Here is a 20,635-nt window from a genome sequence, read left to right as displayed (position 1 = left end):
TAAAAACGATTAACAGCAATCAAACTGTTAACCGTCCATCATACATACTAACCTAGTACATATTCTGCTAATACACTTTGTACTTTATAAATATTCGTCGATTTATTAAAGTTCTTTTGAATTGGCATTGGGCTACCTGAAACCCAAATTTTCAGTTCTGCATCATAATCAAATGTGCCCGCAGTTTCCACTGCAAAATGTAGAATATTCTTATAGGGAATTGAATGATATTCCGTTTTCTTACCTGTTACCCCTTGTTTATCAATTAAAATCAGTCGCTTATTCGTAAAAATAAAGGTATCTCTAATAATTTTATACGCACTTTGAATTGTTTCTTGTGCAATTAATATCTCTTGCATTTCTTCCTGCAATTTATCCAAATTGATTTCACTTGCATTGCCCATTAATCCATCAAATAGCCCCATTTGTGTTCCTCCCAGTTTCTAAGACTTTATATAATATATATACCATTTCACGTCATTAATACCATTTCCAACAGTATTTTCGGCGTATTAATTGAGCCGTGCATCTTATCCTATATTACTGTTAGTGACATCTATGTCATTTCAGTCTTAAAGCTATTTAAACAACTTATTTTATCGACTCTATTAAAGCAAAATCGTCCATATCCTGATTTTTTTGCACAACAAATTGTATGACTAAATCCTCACCAGCTAGCTTTGTCAGTATAGTCGTAATCAAGTGAGCATAATGATTTTCAAGCCAATCACGTGCAAACGAATTAGGCGCAGAAACGATAGCAATACTCTCGTTGCAGGAAGCTAATTTTGTAGATTTAATCCATGTCTCGAAGCTTGGTTTAGAAATTTGTTGTTCAATTTGCACTAGGACATTATTCCAAAGTTCTTCTAAATGGTCTGAGCTCTTACTCAGCTGTCCACTGTTCAAACTTTCATTTTGCCTTTGTACAATTACTTCTCTTTTTTGTATTAAGGGTTCTGTTTCTGCAAGTACTACTTGTCCGTTAAGGAGCAACTTTAATTTGCCAATTTCTTCGGCTAAGAAATTGCTATTATGATTTACTCTCTCAAGATGCTGTTCTAATTTATCAATACGCTGATTCGTTTCTTCAAAGCGTTGATTGATATCAGCTTTTAATTCGTCTATGCTCGTTGTAATCTGTGTTAGCATTTCCATTATTATGTTTTTGTTTGCATTTTCTTTTGTCATATTTTTATTTCTCCTTACATTTTCCCTACTTTACAGTATATTTATTTGGAACTTTTGGATAATGATATAGTTTATCAATTTGAATAATGTTATGTCGAACTGCACTTTTTAATGTTTCGTACATATTGTCACGTCCGACAGGATTATCAGTATGTATATATACATTGTTAATATTAATACCTTCATTGCAAATCCATTTAACTAAGTCATATCCATTTTTCAACTCTTCTTCGTTTTCATCACATCCTAAATCATGATCTAGACTTATTAATACTACTTTGCCAGTTAAAAGATATTTTACAGCTTCCTCAAATGTTCTTGCACCGACAAACCCTTTTGGAATATCTCGTAAATCATCGACATAGAGCCACATATTTTAACCTCTCTTCTTCTAATGTCATACCTCGTCACTACTGAACTTTCGAATTAATATGGGTCTTTATCCTAAAAAAAGACTTCAAAGCCATAAAAAAATACGCCCCCTCAAACATTTTGTCTAAAAAGGCGTTATCATTTTCGCTATAAACGCGTTATCTATAAATTACCGGCTTTTGTCGCTTACATTACGCTAACAAACTTTGTCACATTAACCTTAACTCGCCATCATATCAATACGAATCTTGTCCGCAATCATGGCGATGAATTCGCTATTTGTCGGCTTCGACTTTAAGTGATGCACTGTATAGCCAAACATCGACGAAATAGACTCGTAATTGCCACGATTCCATGCAACTTCGATAGCATGACGAATGGCACGTTCTACGCGTGATGGTGTTGTGTTGAATTTTTTTGCAATTTCTGGATAAAGAATTTTCGTCACAGAACCTAATAACTCGATATCTTCAAACACCATTTGTATAGCCTCACGTAAATAAGAGTAACCTTTAATATGGGCAGGCACTCCGATTTCTTTAATAATCGCTGTAATCGTGCTATCAAGCTGGTGTTGATTTAATTTTTGAGGAGTTGTTGGCTGTAATACACTTGACTTTTTCGGTATTGCTGCCTTTTGGCCAGCACAATGCAATATTTTTTGAACGAGCTGATCGAATTCAAATGGCTTTAACATGAAGTAGGATGCCCCTAAATCCACGGCTTGTTTCATAACATCTTCTTGACCAAATGCAGTTAGCATAATGACTTGTATAGAAGACATACGATCATTTTGATACATCGCCTCTAAAACAGCTAAACCATCTAGATGAGGCATAATAATATCCAGTAATAAAATATCCGGAGAATACTCTTCAAGCATTTGAAGACATACTTTCCCGTTTGACGCAGTTGCAATTATTTCAATTTCAGGATGTCCTTGAAAATATTGCTCCATTGTTTTTAATAATTCACGATTATCATCTGCTATAGCCACTTTTACCTTTGTCATTTCAATTCCTCCTTCTGGACTTTGCTTTGACTACTCAAAGCACAAACCTTTTACCCCTAATGTCTATTTTGGCACACTGTGGAATTTTCGACATTTTTGCTTAAAAACCTTTTCTATTTCCAAAAATGAGTATGTAGTCCGATACTTTCTATTTTTATCGACAAGTTACGATAGTTACCAGCAATTTGTCGAATGCTCATACCCCTTATTTTAGTGAAAAAACTGAGATAAAACTACACTTTTTTTTAAGTATCGCTAAAGTGTTTTGTTTGAACCATGAAATACTTAGGGAAAGAGCTAGTTTATCCTAGTTTTTTCATAAAAAAAGGAGCTACACTAGGCAGCTCCTTTTTTTATGAGGATTTTTTTAACATTTCCGCCACAGTAATAGCTGCACCTTTTTTCGGTTCTTCAACAAACATATGTGTGACGGCCCCAACGAAACGACCATCCTGAATGATTGGACTACCACTCATTCCTTGTAAAATTCCCCCTGTTTTTTCAATGAGCTTTTCGTCCGAAACGATAAATTCAAGCCGTTCATTGTCCACTTTAATAATGTCAATCGTAAATGTTTCGACTTTACTACCTTCAATTGCCGTATAAATTTCAGCTTTCCCCAATTTTATATCTTTTGCATGCATAATTTCGATGGCTTTGGGCAATCTTTGTTGATAACTATCTTCCCATCGCCCAAAAATTCCGTAAACCGTATTTTTATCAATACTACCTAGTCGTTCCTGATGTTTTTCAATGGAGGATATTTTATAGCCAGGTTGTCCAGGAAGGCTTTTACGGATTTGTTGAATAGATGCTAAGAAAATGGAGCCTGCTCGGAAGACAGGTGCTTCTTGAAGCGTTGAATCGACAATTTGATGGCCTAGTGCTCCGTAATTTGATGTCTCTGGATCAATATATGTCAATGTCCCTACTCCATCTGTTTCATCCTTTAAAAAAGAGATGACATGTTCTGCTTCTTGCGCTTGTAAATCCACGGTGACTTCTTTTCCTTCACTTTTTATCGTCCATTTTTGTTGCCCCTGTTTAGCAATTGCTTGTTTGGCCTCAGCAAGCGTCTTCACCTTTGTGTCATTTATTTTTTCAATAACTGCGCCTCCTTTCATCCATTGATTGGAAGCTAATAACACATCATGAGCAACAAATACATGAGATAATTGAAGCTGAATTCCAATTGCTTCGCCCATCGGTATTAATTTTTTGGCCGCAAATGCCTGAATGGGTAAACATAACAAAACGATGAGCATAGGCAAAATGACAAATTGACGCCAATGACGATTCATACGACACCTCCTTTTGATTTTTGTCTTTTTACTATGTGTTGTTGTGCGGTTCTTATGAGCGGTAAATATTTGCGCAAAATGAAAAAAACCCAGAAACAGTTGACTGCCTCTGGATTTCTATAATATTTAACGCATTTGTTTTTTTCGTTCATTCGCCATTTTTAATAATTCTGTTGCATGCTGTAACGTTAAATCGGTAATTTCTGCACCTGACATCATTCGGCTCACTTCTTCAATACGAGCACGCGTATCAATTTCCGCTAACGACGTAAACGTACGATCATGTTCGACTTCTTTTTTAATAAAATAATGATGATCGGCCATTGCTGCGACTTGTGGCAAATGGGAAATACACAAAACTTGGGAATTAACAGAAATGGCGGCAATTTTTTCAGCAATTGCTTGCGCAACTCGACCACTGACACCCGTATCTACTTCATCAAAAATAATGGACGTGACACCATTTGAGGAAGAGAAAATCGTTTTTAACGCTAACATCATACGCGATAATTCTCCCCCAGAAGCAATTTTCGGTAAAGATTTCGGTGGTTCACCGACATTCGTTGAAATATAAAAGATAACTTGGTCTTTACCATTAACATCAAAGTAAGGTAAAGCGTCAAAATTTACGATAAATTTTGCTTTTTCCATATGTAATTCACGTAGCTCGGCCATGATAGCTTCACTTAATTCATTTGCCGCTTCTTTACGAACATGGGAAAGTTCTTCCGCAAGCACATTTAATACGGCTTCCATTTCAAGCACTTTGCGTTCTTTAACTTGTAAAATTTCATCACGATTTAACAGCTCATTTAGTTCTGTTTTTATTTTCTCGTAATAAGCGATTATATCTTCCACAGTGGAACCATATTTGCGTTTTAAGTTTTGGAATAATGCAAGACGTTGTTCCACTTCATTTAAACGCGCTGGGTCAAATTCCAATTCATCTAATACATTTTTCACCTGATAGGCTGCATCCTGTAATGCATAAAAAGCAGTTGTTACCGATTCAGAAGCCTCTTTGAACTGTTCGTCAATCATCGCAGCATCATCTAAAGCGGCCATTGCAGTGCCAATCCAATCAAGACCTTTTGTCTCTCCCTGGATGGCTTCATACGCGGCACTCGAACGTTCAAAAATTTTATTAAAATTCATTAGACGGCGACGTTCATCAACAAGCTCATCTTCTTCGCCTAGCTTTAAATTGGCATCTTCCAGCTCTTTCATTTGAAATTGGTACAAATCAATGCGCTGTGCCATTAACTGTTCATCGATTGAAATAGTAGCTAATTCTTTTTTTAAAGCACGATATTCATTATATTGTGTACTATACTTTTCAAGAATGGGTGCTAGTTGCTCGTCTGCAAATTGGTCGAGTAAATGTATATGTTGCTTTTCATCCATGAGTTCCTGGTTTTCATGTTGACCATGAATATCAATCAAACTTGCCCCAATATCACGCAAAACTGATAACGGTACTAATTTGCCATTTACCCTACATACACTTTTGCCAGTATCATTTAAATCACGGCGTAAAATGATGGAATCCTCTTCTATTTCAATGCCTGCTTCCTCCAGTTTTTTATAGACTGGATGTGCCGCACTTGAAATTTGAAATAGTCCCCCTAATTCAGCTTTTTTAGCCCCATGACGAATAAATTCTGAATTACCTCTACCACCAGCTAGTAAATGCACCGCATCAATAATAATAGATTTCCCAGCACCAGTTTCCCCTGTTAATACAGTTAAACCATCTGAAAAACTAACCGTTAAATCCTCAATGATAGCAAAATTTCGAATACTAAGCTCTCTTAACACAAAATGTCACCTCTGAATTAAATTCAACTGCTATTGTAACCTGTACTAGCTAAAGCCAACATACCCGCTAACACTTTTAAAGGGGAGTATTTAGCAACAGCTAGTATTCGAATGATTTTTCAACTATTTAAGTGAAAAAACATCGACGACAGTTTCACGATTATAGCATGCCCAATAAGCGATTTTTTGTATTTTCTCGCTCATTTTCATCGCGACATATAATTAAAATAGTGTCATCCCCTGAAATTGTTCCTAAAATTTCTGGCCAATCTAAATGGTCAAGTAAAGAGGCAATTGCATTAGCATTACCTGGAAGTGCCTTCATCACTAAAAAATGCGAAGCACCATCAATACTTACAAATGCATCTGCTAGTGCACGATGTAATTTTTGGACAGGATTGAATCGTTGGTCTGCGGGTAAGCTATATTTATAACGTCCATCCTGTAATGGTACTTTAACTAAGTGTAATTCTTTAATATCTCGTGATACTGTTGCTTGTGTCACATTATAGCCTGCATCTTTTAAAAAATCGACTAAATCATCTTGTGTTTCGATTTCATGATTCGCAATAATATCGCGAATACGTATATGTCTTTGTCCTTTATTCAAAGCGTTCACCTCTTATAAATAATTAAATATTTGTATAATCACACTACCATCTTCGCCATAAAAGCACAAGAAAAAACACGGCTCTACTTAATGAGCACGTGTTATTTTAGTGCACTATGCGCTTCTTCGACGAGTGCATTAAAAGCTGTATAAGGCGTAACTACTTCATCTGCACGAGGATTCACTAAATGGAATAAAAATTCAATATTCCCTTCGCCACCTGTAATAGGTGAATAAGAAGCATTTTTCACGACAAAGCCAACTTCAGTTGCCATCGCAGCGGTTTTTTCTAAAACATCGAGATGTACTTTTTTGTCACGGACGATGCCCTTCTTGCCAACATTCTCTTTACCTGCTTCAAACTGTGGTTTAACAAGTGCCATAACATCGCCACCTGGCATCAATACTGTTTTTAATACAGGTAAAATTAAAGAAAGTGATATAAAGCTAACATCAATTGTTGCAAATTCCGGTAAACCTTCCGTTAAATCAGCAGCTGTTGTATAGCGGAAGTTTGTTTTTTCCATCACGGTTACCCGTTCATCTGAACGGATTTTCCACGCTAGTTGATTTGAGCCTACATCGAGTGCATAACAATGTCTCGCACCATTTTGTAAAGCACAATCTGTAAAGCCGCCTGTAGAAGAGCCGATGTCAAGCATCAGCTTCCCTTCTACAGACATATCAAAAATTTGCAAAGCTTTTTCTAACTTTAAGCCACCACGGCTTACATATTTTAAATCAGACCCTTTTACTTGAAGTGGAGCATCGATGGCAATCTTTTCTCCTGCCTTATCGATACGTATTTCGTTCGAAAAGACAAGACCTGCCATAATGGAGCGTTTAGCCTTTTCACGCGTTTCACATAATCCGCGTTCCACAAGTAAAATGTCTACACGTTCTTTCGGTTGTTTTGTCATTATTTATTTAAACCTACTTGCTGTTTTTGTTGGAGTAACACTTGCATGCGTGCTACTGTATCTTCTGCTGTCATATGAATTTCCGCGAGCAGTTGGTCAACATTTCCATGTTCAATAAATTGATCTGGAATGCCCATGCGATCGATAATCGCATTTAAATAGCTATGGTCATGCGCGAATTCTAATACGCCGCTGCCAAAACCGCCTTGCAATACAGCTTCTTCTATTGTTAACACCGGTTTATTACTCGTAAATATACGATGTAGCATATCCTCATCCATCGGCTTGATAAATCGTGCATTGACTACTTCGATTTCGATACCTTGTTGTGCTAACATATGAGCCGCTTCCATTGCCATAGGAATGGTCGTACCAAATGTTAAAATCGTTGCATCTTTCCCCTCACGTAACACTTCCCAGCTGCCAATTGGTAAACTCATCGGCTCATCATCCATCGGTACACCAATCCCGTTGCCACGTGGATAACGCAGCGCAATTGGGCCACCATTATAATCAATCGCTGTTTTCACCATATGTTGGCCTTCATTCTCATCCTTTGGCATCATGATCGTCATATTTGGCATATGGCGAAGGAATGCTATATCAAAGACTCCTTGGTGTGTTTCTCCATCTGCACCGACTAAGCCTGCTCGGTCGATTCCGATAAAGACATTTAAATTTGGGCGTGCGATATCATGAAGAACTTGGTCATATGCTCGTTGTAAAAACGTTGAGTAAATAGCTAAAAACGGCTTCATTTTTTGCGTAGCAAGACCAGCAGCCATTGTAGCAGCATGTTGTTCAGCTATGCCCACATCAAAAAAGCGCTTCGGAAAATCTTTTTGAATGCCTTGTAATTTTGAGCCAACAGGCATTGCTGGTGTAATCGTCACAATACGTTCATCCTCATGCGCGATTTTGCGCACAGTTTCAGCAACTAAGCTACTCCAAGCAGGACCTTTTGTCTCAGATTTGACAAACGCACCCGTCTCCATTTTATATGGACCTGTGCCGTGCCAGTTGCCAATCGTATCGTCTTCGGCTGGTTTATAGCCTTTACCTTTTTTCGTAATGACATGAACAAGCACTGGACCTTTAACTTTTTTAGCATACGATAATGTTGTTTCGAGCGCTTCAAAGTCATGGCCGTCAATTGGACCTAAATATTTAAAGCCTAATTCCTCAAAAAAGACTCCAGAAACGACTAAATATTTTAGGCTATCCTTCAAGCGTTCAGCAGTTGAAGCAAGTTTTCCACCTAACACAGGAATTTTAGTTATTAACGATTCCAGTTCTTCTTTTGCTTTAGAATATTCCTTAGCTGTGCGTAAGCGTCCTAAAATGCTGTGCAATGCACCAACATTCGGCGCAATGGACATTTCATTGTCATTTAAAATAACAATCATGTTTGTTTTTGCATGTCCAATATGATTTAACGCCTCAAGCGCCATACCGCCTGTTAAAGCACCGTCCCCAATAATCGGTACGACGAAGTTTTTTTCATTTTTTATATCACGTGCTGCTGCCATACCCATGGCTGCTGACAACGAAGTCGAGCTATGACCTGTTTCCCATTCATCATGTTCACTCTCCACAAGCTTCGGAAATCCACAAAGCCCTTTGAACTGACGCAATGTGTCAAATTGACTCGCACGACCTGTCAAAATTTTATGCACGTAAGCTTGGTGGCCAACATCCCATAAAAACTTATCTTTTGGACTGTCAAACATTTTATGAAGCATAATTGTAAGCTCCACTACGCCTAGGTTCGGTCCAATATGACCACCTGTGACAGAACATTTTTCGATTAAGAAAGCTCGTATTTCTTTTGCAAGTTGTTCAAGCTCTCTCTTTGTTAAGTTTTTTAAAAAGGATGGACTAGAAATGTTGTTTAAATCCACCTTTCTCACACACCTTTTCAATAAATTATTCACCGCAATCGTGTTTCCACCATTATAACAGTGTTATCCATATGCTAAAAGTACGAACACTTTATTGTTTGCTTGTTGGCAAACGTCCCCACCTATTCTAGCATATTCTTTACCTTTAACGCCCTTTTTTTCTCTTAGTTTTTACGATGAACAATATAGGCTGCAAACTCACGCAATAAACTTACATCGACTTGTAACTTATCCAGTGCCGCATTGGCAAGCTGATAATGGTCGTTAAGTTTTTCTTTCGCACCAGTTAATGTTAGTAATGCAGGATACGTGCTTTTATCGCTAGCTACATCCTTACCAGCAGTCTTGCCCAATTCTTCCGTTGTTCCTTCAATATCTAAAATATCGTCTTGAATTTGGAAGGCAAGGCCGATATGATGTGCATACTCTTTTAAAGTAGCTCGATCTTGTTGGGATGCATTCGCTAATACAGCGCCTGATTCAATACTAAATCGTAACAGGGCACCTGTTTTATTAACATGGACATGTTCTAGTTCAGTAAGGCTTAGTTGACGCTGTTCACCTTCCATATCCAATACTTGCCCGCCTACCATTCCTTCTGCACCGGCCGCAATGCTTAATAGATTAACCAGCTCAATGCGTTGTTCAGCTGACAAATCCATTCGTGCTAAAACACCAAAAGCTAAAGTATTTAATGCATCACCTGCAAGTGTTGCCAGTGCCTCACCAAATACTTTATGGTTTGTTGGTTTGCCACGACGGAAATCATCGTTATCCATGCTCGGTAGATCGTCGTGGATTAAAGAATAGGTATGAATCATTTCAATAACGGCACCTACTGTAAGCCCCGCATTCTTCTCTTTACCGTATAGTTCTAAAACTGCTAATACAAACAATGGACGAATACGCTTACCGCCCGCTTTTAATGAATATAGCATTGATTCCTTTAAATTCGTCGGTGCGTCAATTTTATCCACTAATGCAAACATTTCAGCTTCGACTTGTGGTGTGTTGCTTTGAATAAATTGTTTTAATTGTTCGTTCATGTTAAATAGTTCTCTCCCTTTAACGGATCAAATGCTGTTGTTTCACCATTCTCCTGGACAATTGAAATTAACTGTTCTTCGGCATGCTGAAGTTTCCCATGGCAAAATTGCGAAAGCTCCATGCCTTGCTTATATAAGTCAATAGCATTTTCTAATGGGACATCCCCTTGTTCTAATTGGCGGACTATTTCTTCCAGCGTCGTCATTGCTTCTGCGAAGGTTTGCTGCTTCTTCGTCATTGTGATTCCTCCTTACTATTTGGCAATACATCTGTCACTTCGGCAATAACCTTGCCATCGTGGAAAGACAGTGTGAGTTGATCCTGCCGTTTTAAGTCAGTTGACGATTTTAACACTTTATCATCTTTGTAAGCTACAGTGAATCCTCTTGTTAAAATGGCAAGTGGATTTAATGCTTCTAATGTTCTTACAGACGCTTCAAATTGTTGTTTTTGCTTCATTACATAGTGCGAAGCTGAACGTGTTAGCTGTTGGACACGGTGTTCCAACTCTTTTTGATGATAAACAAGTGCCTTTTTCGGCGATTGTCGCTCAACTGCACTATGCAGTTTTTGAAGCTGGGCTTCTTTTTTCATCAAATCGACCTGCATTGCTTTTTGCAATGTCGTTTCCAATTGTGCTAAGCGTTCGGTAAACGGTCTATACAATCTCTCTGGCATCGATAAAGGATAAGACTGTTGTAGCTTATTAAGACGTTGTCGTTCAGTTATAAGTTGCGCTCTGACCATTTGATGTAGCTGGGATTTTTGTTGCAATACTCTTTGATATAACTCTTGCTGATCAGGAACAGCCATTTCAGCCGCTGCAGTTGGCGTTGGGGCTCTTAAATCAGCTACAAAATCTGCAATGGTCGTATCGGTTTCATGCCCTACTGCACTGATTATCGGAATACGACTATCAAATATAGCTCTTGCAACAGCTTCCTCATTAAACGCCCAAAGATCTTCAATGGAGCCGCCACCCCTTCCGACTAACAAGACGTCACAAAAGGCTTCTTGATTGGCGCGCGCAATATTTTGTACAATGCTAGGTGCCGCTTGTGCACCTTGTACAAGTGTTGGATAAATCACAATTTCAGCTAAGGGATAGCGTCGCTTTAATGTTGTACAAATATCACGAATGGCTGCGCCAGTTGTAGAGGTTAAAACACCTATTTTTTCAGGAAACTTTGGAATTGGCTGTTTCCATTCTGGTTTAAAAAGCCCTTCCTTTTGCAGCTGTTCTTTCAGTTGGTTAAAGGCCACAAATAAGCTACCGATACCATCTGGTTGCATTTCTTGCACATATAGTTGATATGTACCATAACCTTCGTAAACGTTTACATCTCCACGGATGAATACTTGCATACCATCTTTTGGTTCAAAGGCTAACTTGCTTGCTGCGGTTTTAAACATCGTAGCCGCAATCCGTGCGCCATCATCTTTTAAAGTAAAGTAAATATGTCCAGATTGGTGTATTTTAACATTCGATAACTCCCCTTTGACATACACTTCACGCAGATGCGGATCGGCATCAAATTTACGTTTAATATATTTTGTTAATGCTTTTACAGTTAAATAAGAAGCTGATGACATTATTTTTTCGGCTCCTTTTCTAAAATCAAGTTTTTCACAAAACTACATTTATCATAACATTTTTTATAACGCATGACGTGTGTAAATACAGTTTTGCATGAAAAAACGTCTATCTTTCATCCTAGCTTTAAAATTATACTGTACCATATTTATTGCCATCTTGGCTCGTGTGAAAGTGGGTACTCTATGTCTGGGTAAAAGCGTTTTAGATGAATTTAATGGCGATTTCGTGGCGGTTTACCTCGATTTCGTGGCGATTTCCGCTAGTTTAGTGGCGATTGGTCCAGATTTTTTGGCGATTTACTTCATTCTATTAGCACTATGTACTTGCAAAAAGAGAGCCATCTCAAAAGTACTGAGATGGCTCTCTAAGCAAACGAAAAAATATGTTCTTAATTTATGACTTTATTGTTATTTGCAAGTGTCATTTCTGCCGCTTGCACTGTGTTGAAGAGTAACATTGTGATTGTCATTGGCCCTACACCGCCTGGTACTGGTGTAATGTGAGAGGCAATACCGTCAACTTCTGTAAAGTTAACGTCTCCGCAAAGTTTGTTATTTTCATCGCGGTTAATGCCGACATCAATAACAACAGCCCCTTCTTTAACATGCTCTTTCGTAATAAAATTCGCACGTCCAACCGCTGCAATTAAAATATCCGCCTGTTTTGTAAATGAAGGTAAATCTGGGGTTTTTGAATGTGTATATGTCACCGTTGCATCTTTTTGGAGTAAAAGCTGACCCATCGGTTTGCCGACGATATGACTTCTACCAACAATTACTGCATGCTTACCAGCGATGTCAATTCCTGAATATTCAAGAAGCTTCATCACGCCAAACGGTGTACAAGGTAAAAATGTTTCTTGGCCAAGCATCATTTTCCCAACGCTAACCGGTGAGAAGCCGTCTACATCTTTGTCAATGGCAATAGTTGCAATTACAGTATCCTCATCAATATGTTTTGGTAGAGGTAATTGAACTAAAATACCGTGAATATCTTCACGATTATTTAAACATTCAATTTGCTTTAGAAGCTCATCTTGTGTTGTCTCTTCTGGTAGTTTTATTAATTCTGAAAACATGCCAATCGCTTCACAAGATTTTTGCTTATTTCTCACATATGTAGCTGAAGCTTGGTTGTCCCCAACTAGAACAACCGCTAAGCCTGGTGTTAATCCTTGCTCTTTTAAACGAGCTACACGCTCTGCTACTGCATTCCGAATTTCTTGACCAATCTCTTTACCATTAATAATTGCACTTGACATAAACCTTAGTTACTCCTTCCAATTCAACACATTTTATTGTTCTGTAAATTTAGAAAGTACGCCATTAACAAATTTCGACGATCCTTCGTCTCCAAATGTTTTGCATAACTCGATTGCTTCATTAAGTACTACTCTTTTTGGTGTTTCTTGCATGTATAAAAGTTCGTATACAGCTAGTCTTAAAACTGTTCTCTCAATTTTCGGTAGACGGGCAAGTGACCACTTTTCTAGATGCTGCGTTAATGCCGCATCAATTTCTTCTAAATGTTCAGCTGTTCCATTTACAATCTTTTCGTAGAAAGCATTTGTTGGTTGACCTTTAATATGTTCTTTTGCTTCTTCGACTGTAAGATCAGTATTGTCTAGCTGAAACAAAACTTGCAACGCTTTTTCACGTGCTTCATGTCGTTTCATGTAAAGCTCTCCTTCTTAAGTGGCATTAAGGTTTATAATAGCATAAATTCATACGATAAACACGAATTCAAGCAAGTTTTCAATAATCTGAAACCTTTTTCAAGCAACTTTCTACTTATTTAACTGCAACTTTGTTGAAGTTAAATAATGAAGGGCTACCTTCGATTCCCTGACATTCAATTTGCTTACGAATGTTTTTCTTTATAAAATAATAAAAAAAACGTTGCTACACGAACAAAGTCATTCGTTTAATTTAAAACATTGCATGATTTTGTCGAAATTAATAAAAGCATTGTTCTGTATCATTCATCTAGAGCATGGCTTATTTCCGATTACATCACATTACAAAAATGCAACATTATTTCCTATTGGAGGACAACTATGGAAGAACACTATTATACAATTGGTGAAGTCGCAAAATTAGCAAACCTTTCTGTGCAGACACTCCGATACTACGACCAAATTGATTTGTTTAAACCTGCTTATACTGATTCCGCTAGCAATTACCGCTATTATAAAGATAGTCAAATTTTCTACTTAGATATCATTAAATCGCTAAAATATATAGGGACATCTCTTGAGGACATAAAAAAGGCGTTGATGCTTACACCTGAAGAGCTTCTTGTCTTTCTTGAACAACAGGAACAACGACTTGAAGAAAAAATTGCTCGGCTGAACGAAGTGAAATACACACTTCTGAAAACAAAAAAGCAAATGCAAGAACAAATCGAAATCCCTATTTTCGGAGAGGTATATACGCGTTTTGAAGAAGAAATGCCTATTTTACAAGTTACAACGACTGAACTGACACCGACATCAAGCACCAATAAGTACTATGCAACATTAACGAAAATTATTGAGAATGAAGGCAGTGTTTTAAATAGTCGCTATGGATGTATTTATCCGCTAGCGCGATATCAAGATGTCAATGATATTATCTATGATGCAATCTTTTCTCCACTATTAACAGAACGCACATTTTCTAAACTTTCAACTAATATGAAACAAACGATTGTACCCGCAGGTAAATATGCTTGTATTGCGTTTATTTATCATCCGGATACATATTTCACTTTTTATGAAAAATTGAAAAACTATGTCGATTCACAAAAAATATCATTTGAAACTACAGTGTATGAATTTTATATGCCCGCAACCATCACTTCTGAACGTGAAAAGAAATTCATTGTCGAATTAAAAATTAGACAACAGGATTCGTAATAATGACTTGAGCAATCCACTCTTCATTTGACAGAAAATTACTTAATGTACGTTGTATAACAATGTCATATTACTTCCACACTAATAGCGCATATACGTAAAAAAATAAAACAAATCTTTTGACCCTATAGTTACTATAGGGTTTATTGTATTAAGTGGCAATCTTCTAGTAGATTATCAATCTCATGTATCGTGAACTGTTGAAGGAGAGAAAAATGAACAAGAAACAAGCTTTAACGCTAACTATTTTATTATCCAATCTATTTATCGCCTTTTTAGGGATAGGATTGGTTATTCCCGTTTTGCCAACAATTATGAATGAGCTTAACATTACAGGATCTGTCGTTGGTTATATGGTTGCAGCATTCGCTATTACGCAGCTTATTGTATCGCCAATTGCCGGCAGACTAGTCGACCGTATTGGACGAAAAATTATGATTGTTATTGGTTTAATTATTTTTGGCTTATCCGAGCTTTTATTCGGGATGGGGCGTACCATTGAAATTTTATTTGTATCACGCATGCTTGGTGGGGTAAGTGCTGCGTTTATTATGCCTGCGGTTACGGCATTTATTGCGGATATTACAACGATGGCTCAACGTCCAAAGGCACTTGGCTATATGAGTGCTGCCATTAGTACCGGTTTCATTATAGGGCCTGGGCTCGGTGGATTTTTAGCAGAATTCGGCACACGCATTCCTTTTTATGCCGCTGGTATTCTAGGTTTTCTAGCAGCACTATTGTCGTTTACATTGTTAAAAGAGCCGACGCGTGCTACAGATGATACTGAAGCTGCACCTTCAATTTTAAGCAGTACCAAACGTATTTTTAGCCCTTTGTATTTCATAGCTTTTGTGCTTATTTTTGTCCTTTCATTTGGTCTTGCAGCATTCGAATCACTGTTTAGCCTATTCGTTGATCATAAATTTGCCTTTACGCCTTCTGATATTGCTATTATTATTACCGGAAGTGGTATTATTGGTGCGCTTGCCCAACTGTTATTATTTGATTGGCTAACGAAGAAAATGGGTGAAATTAATGTTATCCGTTACTCACTTATCCTTTCGGCCGTGTTAACCTTTGCTATGACAGTAGTAAGTCATTATTTCGCAATTTTATTTGTGACATTCTTTATTTTTGTTGGTTTTGATTTAATCCGACCTGCCGTTACATCTTATTTATCGAAAATTGCAGGAAACGAGCAGGGCTTTGTCGGAGGTATGAACTCCATGTTTACGAGTCTCGGCAACATTTTTGGCCCAATTATTGGTGGAATGTTATTCGACATTGATTTAAACTACCCATACTACTTCGCGACAATTGTCTTAGTGTTTGGCGTAATGCTCGCATTTTTCTGGAAAAAACCAAAAAATATCGCTTTATAAAATTGTGCTGTCACAGGCAATTAATAAAAAAGGAGTTGCCTTCGAAGGTGAATATAATCACCTCGTTGGCAGCTCCTCTTTGTTATTCGTGTATTGCGACTTCTTCTTTTTCGAAGTGAATACTAGTTATATGTACATTCACCTCTGCTGTTTCAAGTGCAGTCATATTTAAAATCGCTTGGCGAATTTGCGTTTGTACATCTTTTGCCACTTTTGGAATTGAATAGCCGTATTTTACAGAGCAAAATACATCAATAGCAATTTCACCATGTTCTGTGACACCAGATTTAATGCCTTTATTGTGTACTTTTTTGCCAAAGCGTTCAACGACGCCAGTTGCAATATTGCCACGAGTTGCTGCGATACCCTCTACCTCGTTAACAGCGATTCCAGCTACAATCTCAATTACTTCTGCAGCCACTTCAATTTTCCCAAGCTCTTCTTTCCCAGAAGGTGTTGGTTGTACGAAAGATTGTCCTACTTTCTCTGCCATACAAATATCATCCTTTCTCATACGCATCGCAAGCAAATGCAGTTGTTATGCTTATTATACTATAAAAAGGAAGGTTTCGCTTAAGAAAGACGCTGTCATCTTTGCAACTAACAAAAAGCATTGATTTTTGACGCGCTTTTTTAGATGAAGGAACCCCGGCCAGCTATGGTAATCCCATCAGAAACAGCAGTACCGCTTATTTCGAGCATTCTTCACCAATCCCTTGCGAGATGATAACTTCTGTTACTTTATCTAACAATTCACTTGCATCTGATCCTTCCGCTGCTATTTCTATAATAGAGCCTGGTGATACGGCAAGGGACAGAACACCCAAAATGGATTTTAAATTCGCAGATTTTTTGTTGTATGTAATGGATACTTCTGATTCAAACGCTGATACAGTTGTGACGAGTAATGTTGCTGGTCTTGCATGCAAACCTTCTAGCACTGTAATATTAAATGTTTTGTTCATGTAAATATCCCCCTAGCATTGTTTTCAAAGTTTTTAGTCGTGTTTTCGAGAATATTTTTGGACGATTACGATAAATAATCCACTATTACATTCACGTCACGTATTAAAATTATAGTACATGAAAAAATCGCATTCAATCAACTCCATCTAAAAACGCCCAAATGCATTTTTTGTAATAAATTATGTTAAAATTTACATAATAACCGCTTCAACATGGCGAACACAATAACAGAAAGGATGTAATAATTGAGGAATTTGATAGATGATGTTTCAGGAGCTGTTCTTGATGTTTTAAAATTAATACTTTATTTCTTAGCAGGTGTCGTTTTAGTTGCTACCCCTTTGTACATTATAGCGAAGGTTTTTAAATGGTTGTATTAAATTGTTTACTTTTAATAATCTACTCCTTCCTCTCCCTACGTGCTACAATTTCTTAATATAGAAAGATATTCCAGACAGCTCAAAATGGGGGATTTAAGATGGATAGTGAAACAATTGAAATTAAAAAAAACGAAGTTTACGGTTATAAAACCTATAATATTATTGCTTATATAACTGGTTTTGTATTATTGCCATTATTAGGGTTGATTATGGGGATTGTCGCTGTAAAACAACGTAAGAAACATGCGTGGAGTATTATTATTGTTTCAATAGTAGGTTGGGTGCTGAATTTTTTCTTATCTAGTAAACTATAAAATATTTTACTTAAATGGAGATGAACTTGCGGTATAAATTTCCTTATACGCAAGTTCTGAAATTTCTCTAGCGCTTCCTTATAAAAAAACCTTCAAACTATTAATAGTTGAAGGAAGAGGATTTTCACGTGCTTTTTTTGCAAACATAGATTAACTCGTAACTTTCATTAGTTACCGCCGTTTCCTTCCAGTCCTGAAATACATCCACGATTTCAAAACCGTTGTTCAATAACATGCGTTCCATTTCTTTTGGAAATACATATCTTAAACTTATCTTTGTACTCTTTTCATCTAAAATTTGACCATCATTGTTTTTATATTTTCTAATTGTTGTATAGTGTTGGAGTTGGCTTAATGCATCATAATGACTAATGGTATAGAGATCAACCGTATGAAGCGTATCACGGTCCGTATACGTTCTCCAATATTCTTCGGTACTTGGTTGGAGTAATTCCTCTACACTAGGAAACCTTGTATTAAAAATGAAAGTACCGCCAATTTCCAAATGGTTGTTCACGGAAGAAAGGAAGCCATCTTGTGATGCGTTCGTTAAAAAATGTTGAAAGGAATTCCCTACTGAATAAATCAAACTACTTTTAGCCATTAATTTTAATTTCGTACAGTCCTGCTTCAGCCATTTAATAGGTAAATCAAGATTGACTGTCTTTTGCTTCGCCTCACTTAACATGCCTTCATGTATGTCTACGCCAATCAGCTCGCAGCCATTTTGCGCCAACGGTATCGTTAATCTCCCTGTGCCACAAGCTAAATCAATAATTGTCCCTTGTGTTGTGGACGCCCATTTTAACAAAAATGGCAATTCAGGCAAATAAGTTTCATTTTCTTTGTCATATAAAGTTGGGTCATCGTATTCTTCAAAATTATTTATAATCATCGTCTTCTCCCCTCTTTACTAATACTTTATAATTTTAACATAAAATAGAAAGTTAACAGTACTAGATAAAAAAAACCTCCTGACTACTAATAGCCAGAAGGTTAATCCAAACAATTATTTGTTTAATCCTAAAACGTCGTTCTCTTCCAAGAATTTCGTGTTAAATTGCGCAGATTTGAAAACATCATTATTCATAAGTGCTTGGTGGAATGGAATTGTTGTGTTGATACCAGGACCAGCTACTTCAAATTCACCAAGTGCACGATTCATTTTCGCAATGGCCTCTTCACGCGTATCAGCATGCACGATTAGTTTTGCTACCATTGAATCGTAGTATGGTGGGATTGTATAACCTGCATATACAGCAGAATCAATACGTACACCATAACCACCTGGTGTGATATACGTGTCTACCGTACCAGCTGAAGGCATAAAGTTTTTGTATGCGTTTTCTGCATTAATACGGCACTCAATTGCCCAACCATTTAATTTAATATCATCTTGTGTGAATGGAAGTTTCTCACCAGATGCAATTTTTAATTGTTGTTGTACAAGATCGACACCAGAAATCATTTCTGTCACTGGGTGTTCTACTTGGATACGTGTATTCATTTCCATGAAGTAGAACTTGTCCTCTTGGTAGTCATAGATAAACTCGATTGTGCCAGCACCTTCATAGTTACATGCTTCTGCTGCTTTCACCGCTGCTGCACCCATTTCTGCACGTCGTTCAGGCGATAGCGCAGGAGATGGAGCTTCCTCTACTAATTTCTGCATACGACGTTGCACTGTACAATCACGTTCGCCTAGATGGACAACATTACCGAAACTATCCGCTAACACTTGGATTTCACAGTGACGGAAGTATTCAATAAATTTTTCTAAATAAACGCCAGGGTTACCGAATGCTGCAGCTGCCTCTTTTTGCGTAATATCGATACCTTTTACAAGGTCTTCTTCTGTACGCGCTACACGGATACCTTTACCGCCACCACCAGCAGTTGCTTTAATGATCACTGGGTAACCGATTTTTGCAGCCCACTCTTTACCTGTTTCAATGTCTGGTACAATACCTGTACCCGGAACAAGCGGTACACCTGCTGCTTCCATTGTTGTACGAGCAACGTCTTTAATCCCCATAATTTTGATTGAATCAGATGAAGGACCAATAAATTTAATGCCCGCATTTTCACATGCTTCAGCGAAATCAGCATTTTCAGAAACGAAACCGTAGCCTGGGTGGATACCGTCTGCTCCTGTTTTTTCTGCTACGCTTAATAATGCAGGGAAGCTCAAATAAGAATCTTTTGATAGCTTCGGACCGATGCAATAAGCTTCGTCCGCTAACTTCACATGTAATGCATCTGCGTCAGCTTCAGAATATACGGCAACCGATTTAATGCCTAATTCTTTACAGGCACGAATAATACGAACAGCGATTTCGCCGCGGTTTGCAATTAAAACTTTTTCCATGGTTTTTGCACTCCTTACTCAGCTTTTACAAGGAATAATGGTTGACCGTATTCTACTAGATCGCCATCTTTAGCAAGTACTTCTACGATTTCACCTTTAACTTCTGCTTCAATTTCGTTGAAAAGTTTCATCGCTTCTACGATACAAACGATTGTTTCGTCGCCTACTTTATCGCCCACTTTTACGTATGCTGGTGAATCTGGGTTTGGAGCAGCATAGAATGTACCTACCATTGGTGATACAATTTTATGTAACGATGGGTCGTTACTTGTAGGTGCTGCTGGTGCTGGAGCTTCTTCAACTTTAGCTGGAGCTGGAGCTGCTGCTGCTGGTGCTGATTGTTGTACAACAGGGGCTGTTTCTTCTTTTTTAGGTGCTACAGTTTCAGTAACAACAACACCATTCTTTTTTAATTTAACTTTTGCGCCATCTACTTCATAAACGAACTCGTCGATAGAAGAAGAATCAACTAATTTGATAATTTCACGAATTTCTTGAATTTTGAACATTTCTAACTCTCCTTATGAAATAAAATCTACTACAATGACTATTCTATA

At 37.5% G+C, this 20,635-nt stretch carries 21 protein-coding genes and 1 pseudogene; 3 read left to right on the top strand and 19 right to left on the bottom strand.

Annotated elements, in window-relative coordinates; all coding sequences use genetic code 11:
* Positions 1-47: 47 nt before the first annotated feature.
* The 14 genes and pseudogenes from ACIQXI_RS03430 to nusB form a co-directional block, all read right to left on the bottom strand.
* Entirely contained in the window at positions 48-425 is a 378-nt protein-coding gene (locus ACIQXI_RS03430; RefSeq protein WP_402921660.1) for a PH domain-containing protein, read from the bottom strand.
* A 184-nt stretch (positions 426-609) separates the two neighbouring features.
* A pseudogene (locus tag ACIQXI_RS03425) lies at positions 610-894 on the bottom strand (DnaA N-terminal domain-containing protein); the annotation flags it as partial.
* A 322-nt stretch (positions 895-1,216) separates the two neighbouring features.
* The gene (locus ACIQXI_RS03420; RefSeq protein ID WP_402921658.1) at positions 1,217-1,564 is read right to left on the bottom strand and encodes a cyclic-phosphate processing receiver domain-containing protein; all 348 of its coding nucleotides are present in this window, start codon (positions 1,562-1,564) and stop codon (positions 1,217-1,219) included.
* A gap of 219 nt (positions 1,565-1,783) precedes the next feature.
* Positions 1,784-2,575 carry a sporulation transcription factor Spo0A gene (gene spo0A, locus ACIQXI_RS03415; RefSeq protein ID WP_402921657.1) on the bottom strand — a complete coding sequence of 264 codons (792 nt, stop codon included), beginning with the start codon at positions 2,573-2,575 and terminating at the stop codon, positions 1,784-1,786.
* Positions 2,576-2,928: 353 nt separating this feature from the next.
* A complete protein-coding gene (locus ACIQXI_RS03410) occupies positions 2,929-3,876 on the bottom strand; it encodes a SpoIVB peptidase S55 domain-containing protein (RefSeq protein WP_402921655.1) in 948 nt (315 codons plus the stop codon).
* 126 nt (positions 3,877-4,002) lie between these two features.
* Entirely contained in the window at positions 4,003-5,694 is a 1,692-nt protein-coding gene (gene recN, locus ACIQXI_RS03405) for a DNA repair protein RecN (RefSeq protein WP_402921653.1), read from the bottom strand.
* Positions 5,695-5,854: 160 nt separating this feature from the next.
* Positions 5,855-6,304, bottom strand: coding sequence for a transcriptional regulator AhrC/ArgR (ahrC, locus tag ACIQXI_RS03400; protein WP_402921652.1), 450 nt, complete (start codon positions 6,302-6,304; stop codon positions 5,855-5,857).
* 101 nt (positions 6,305-6,405) lie between these two features.
* On the bottom strand, positions 6,406-7,224 hold the full coding sequence (locus ACIQXI_RS03395) for a TlyA family RNA methyltransferase (RefSeq protein ID WP_402921650.1): 819 nt from the start codon (positions 7,222-7,224) through the stop codon (positions 6,406-6,408).
* Positions 7,224-9,125 carry a 1-deoxy-D-xylulose-5-phosphate synthase gene (gene dxs / locus ACIQXI_RS03390; RefSeq protein WP_402921648.1) on the bottom strand — a complete coding sequence of 634 codons (1,902 nt, stop codon included), beginning with the start codon at positions 9,123-9,125 and terminating at the stop codon, positions 7,224-7,226. The genes ACIQXI_RS03395 and dxs overlap by 1 nt, the downstream gene beginning before the upstream one ends.
* Before the next feature lie 164 nt (positions 9,126-9,289).
* On the bottom strand, positions 9,290-10,171 hold the full coding sequence (locus ACIQXI_RS03385; RefSeq protein ID WP_402921646.1) for a polyprenyl synthetase family protein: 882 nt from the start codon (positions 10,169-10,171) through the stop codon (positions 9,290-9,292).
* On the bottom strand, positions 10,168-10,410 hold the full coding sequence (locus ACIQXI_RS03380) for an exodeoxyribonuclease VII small subunit (RefSeq protein ID WP_402921644.1): 243 nt from the start codon (positions 10,408-10,410) through the stop codon (positions 10,168-10,170). Before ACIQXI_RS03380 ends, ACIQXI_RS03385 begins: the two co-directional genes overlap by 4 nt.
* The gene (gene xseA / locus ACIQXI_RS03375; RefSeq protein ID WP_402921642.1) at positions 10,407-11,765 is read right to left on the bottom strand and encodes an exodeoxyribonuclease VII large subunit; all 1,359 of its coding nucleotides are present in this window, start codon (positions 11,763-11,765) and stop codon (positions 10,407-10,409) included. Before xseA ends, ACIQXI_RS03380 begins: the two co-directional genes overlap by 4 nt.
* A gap of 392 nt (positions 11,766-12,157) precedes the next feature.
* On the bottom strand, positions 12,158-13,030 hold the full coding sequence (folD, locus tag ACIQXI_RS03370) for a bifunctional methylenetetrahydrofolate dehydrogenase/methenyltetrahydrofolate cyclohydrolase FolD (RefSeq protein WP_402921640.1): 873 nt from the start codon (positions 13,028-13,030) through the stop codon (positions 12,158-12,160).
* Positions 13,031-13,063: 33 nt separating this feature from the next.
* Positions 13,064-13,444: a transcription antitermination factor NusB gene (gene nusB, locus ACIQXI_RS03365; RefSeq protein WP_402921638.1), complete on the bottom strand. Its 381-nt coding sequence runs from the start codon at positions 13,442-13,444 to the stop codon at positions 13,064-13,066.
* A 381-nt stretch (positions 13,445-13,825) separates the two neighbouring features.
* Between nusB and ACIQXI_RS03360 the strand changes: the two genes are divergently transcribed.
* Together ACIQXI_RS03360 and ACIQXI_RS03355 are read left to right on the top strand one after the other, a co-directional pair.
* Entirely contained in the window at positions 13,826-14,665 is an 840-nt protein-coding gene (locus ACIQXI_RS03360; protein ID WP_402921636.1) for a MerR family transcriptional regulator, read from the top strand.
* 215 nt (positions 14,666-14,880) lie between these two features.
* Positions 14,881-16,050 (top strand): MFS transporter, encoded by a 1,170-nt coding sequence (locus ACIQXI_RS03355; RefSeq protein ID WP_402921634.1) that lies wholly within the window; start codon positions 14,881-14,883, stop codon positions 16,048-16,050.
* Positions 16,051-16,132: 82 nt separating this feature from the next.
* Here the strand turns inward: ACIQXI_RS03355 and ACIQXI_RS03350 are convergent, their stop codons facing one another.
* Both ACIQXI_RS03350 and ACIQXI_RS03345 read right to left on the bottom strand, forming a co-directional pair.
* Complete coding sequence (locus ACIQXI_RS03350; RefSeq protein ID WP_402921633.1) at positions 16,133-16,543, bottom strand: Asp23/Gls24 family envelope stress response protein; 411 nt, start codon at positions 16,541-16,543, stop codon at positions 16,133-16,135.
* A 196-nt stretch (positions 16,544-16,739) separates the two neighbouring features.
* Positions 16,740-17,015 carry an HPr family phosphocarrier protein gene (locus ACIQXI_RS03345; RefSeq protein WP_402921631.1) on the bottom strand — a complete coding sequence of 92 codons (276 nt, stop codon included), beginning with the start codon at positions 17,013-17,015 and terminating at the stop codon, positions 16,740-16,742.
* Positions 17,016-17,494: 479 nt separating this feature from the next.
* Here ACIQXI_RS03345 and ACIQXI_RS03340 point away from each other — a divergent pair, with 479 nt between their 5' ends.
* Positions 17,495-17,710 (top strand): hypothetical protein, encoded by a 216-nt coding sequence (locus ACIQXI_RS03340; protein ID WP_402921629.1) that lies wholly within the window; start codon positions 17,495-17,497, stop codon positions 17,708-17,710.
* A 124-nt stretch (positions 17,711-17,834) separates the two neighbouring features.
* Here ACIQXI_RS03340 and ACIQXI_RS03335 read toward each other — a convergent pair whose 3' ends face one another.
* The 3 genes from ACIQXI_RS03335 to accB form a co-directional block, all read right to left on the bottom strand.
* Positions 17,835-18,605, bottom strand: coding sequence for a class I SAM-dependent methyltransferase (locus ACIQXI_RS03335; protein ID WP_402921627.1), 771 nt, complete (start codon positions 18,603-18,605; stop codon positions 17,835-17,837).
* A 114-nt stretch (positions 18,606-18,719) separates the two neighbouring features.
* Positions 18,720-20,078, bottom strand: a complete 1,359-nt coding sequence (gene accC, locus ACIQXI_RS03330) for an acetyl-CoA carboxylase biotin carboxylase subunit (RefSeq protein WP_402921625.1) — start codon at positions 20,076-20,078, stop codon at positions 18,720-18,722.
* Between the two features lie 14 nt (positions 20,079-20,092).
* The gene (gene accB / locus ACIQXI_RS03325) at positions 20,093-20,587 is read right to left on the bottom strand and encodes an acetyl-CoA carboxylase biotin carboxyl carrier protein (protein ID WP_402921623.1); all 495 of its coding nucleotides are present in this window, start codon (positions 20,585-20,587) and stop codon (positions 20,093-20,095) included.
* Positions 20,588-20,635 lie beyond the last annotated feature (48 nt).

The organism is Lysinibacillus sp. NPDC097195 (assembly GCF_044762075.1).
Taxonomy (GTDB): Bacteria; Bacillota; Bacilli; order Bacillales_A; family Planococcaceae; genus Lysinibacillus.
Note: the sequence above shows the minus strand (reverse complement) of the source record. Positions and strands in the feature narration are given on the sequence as shown.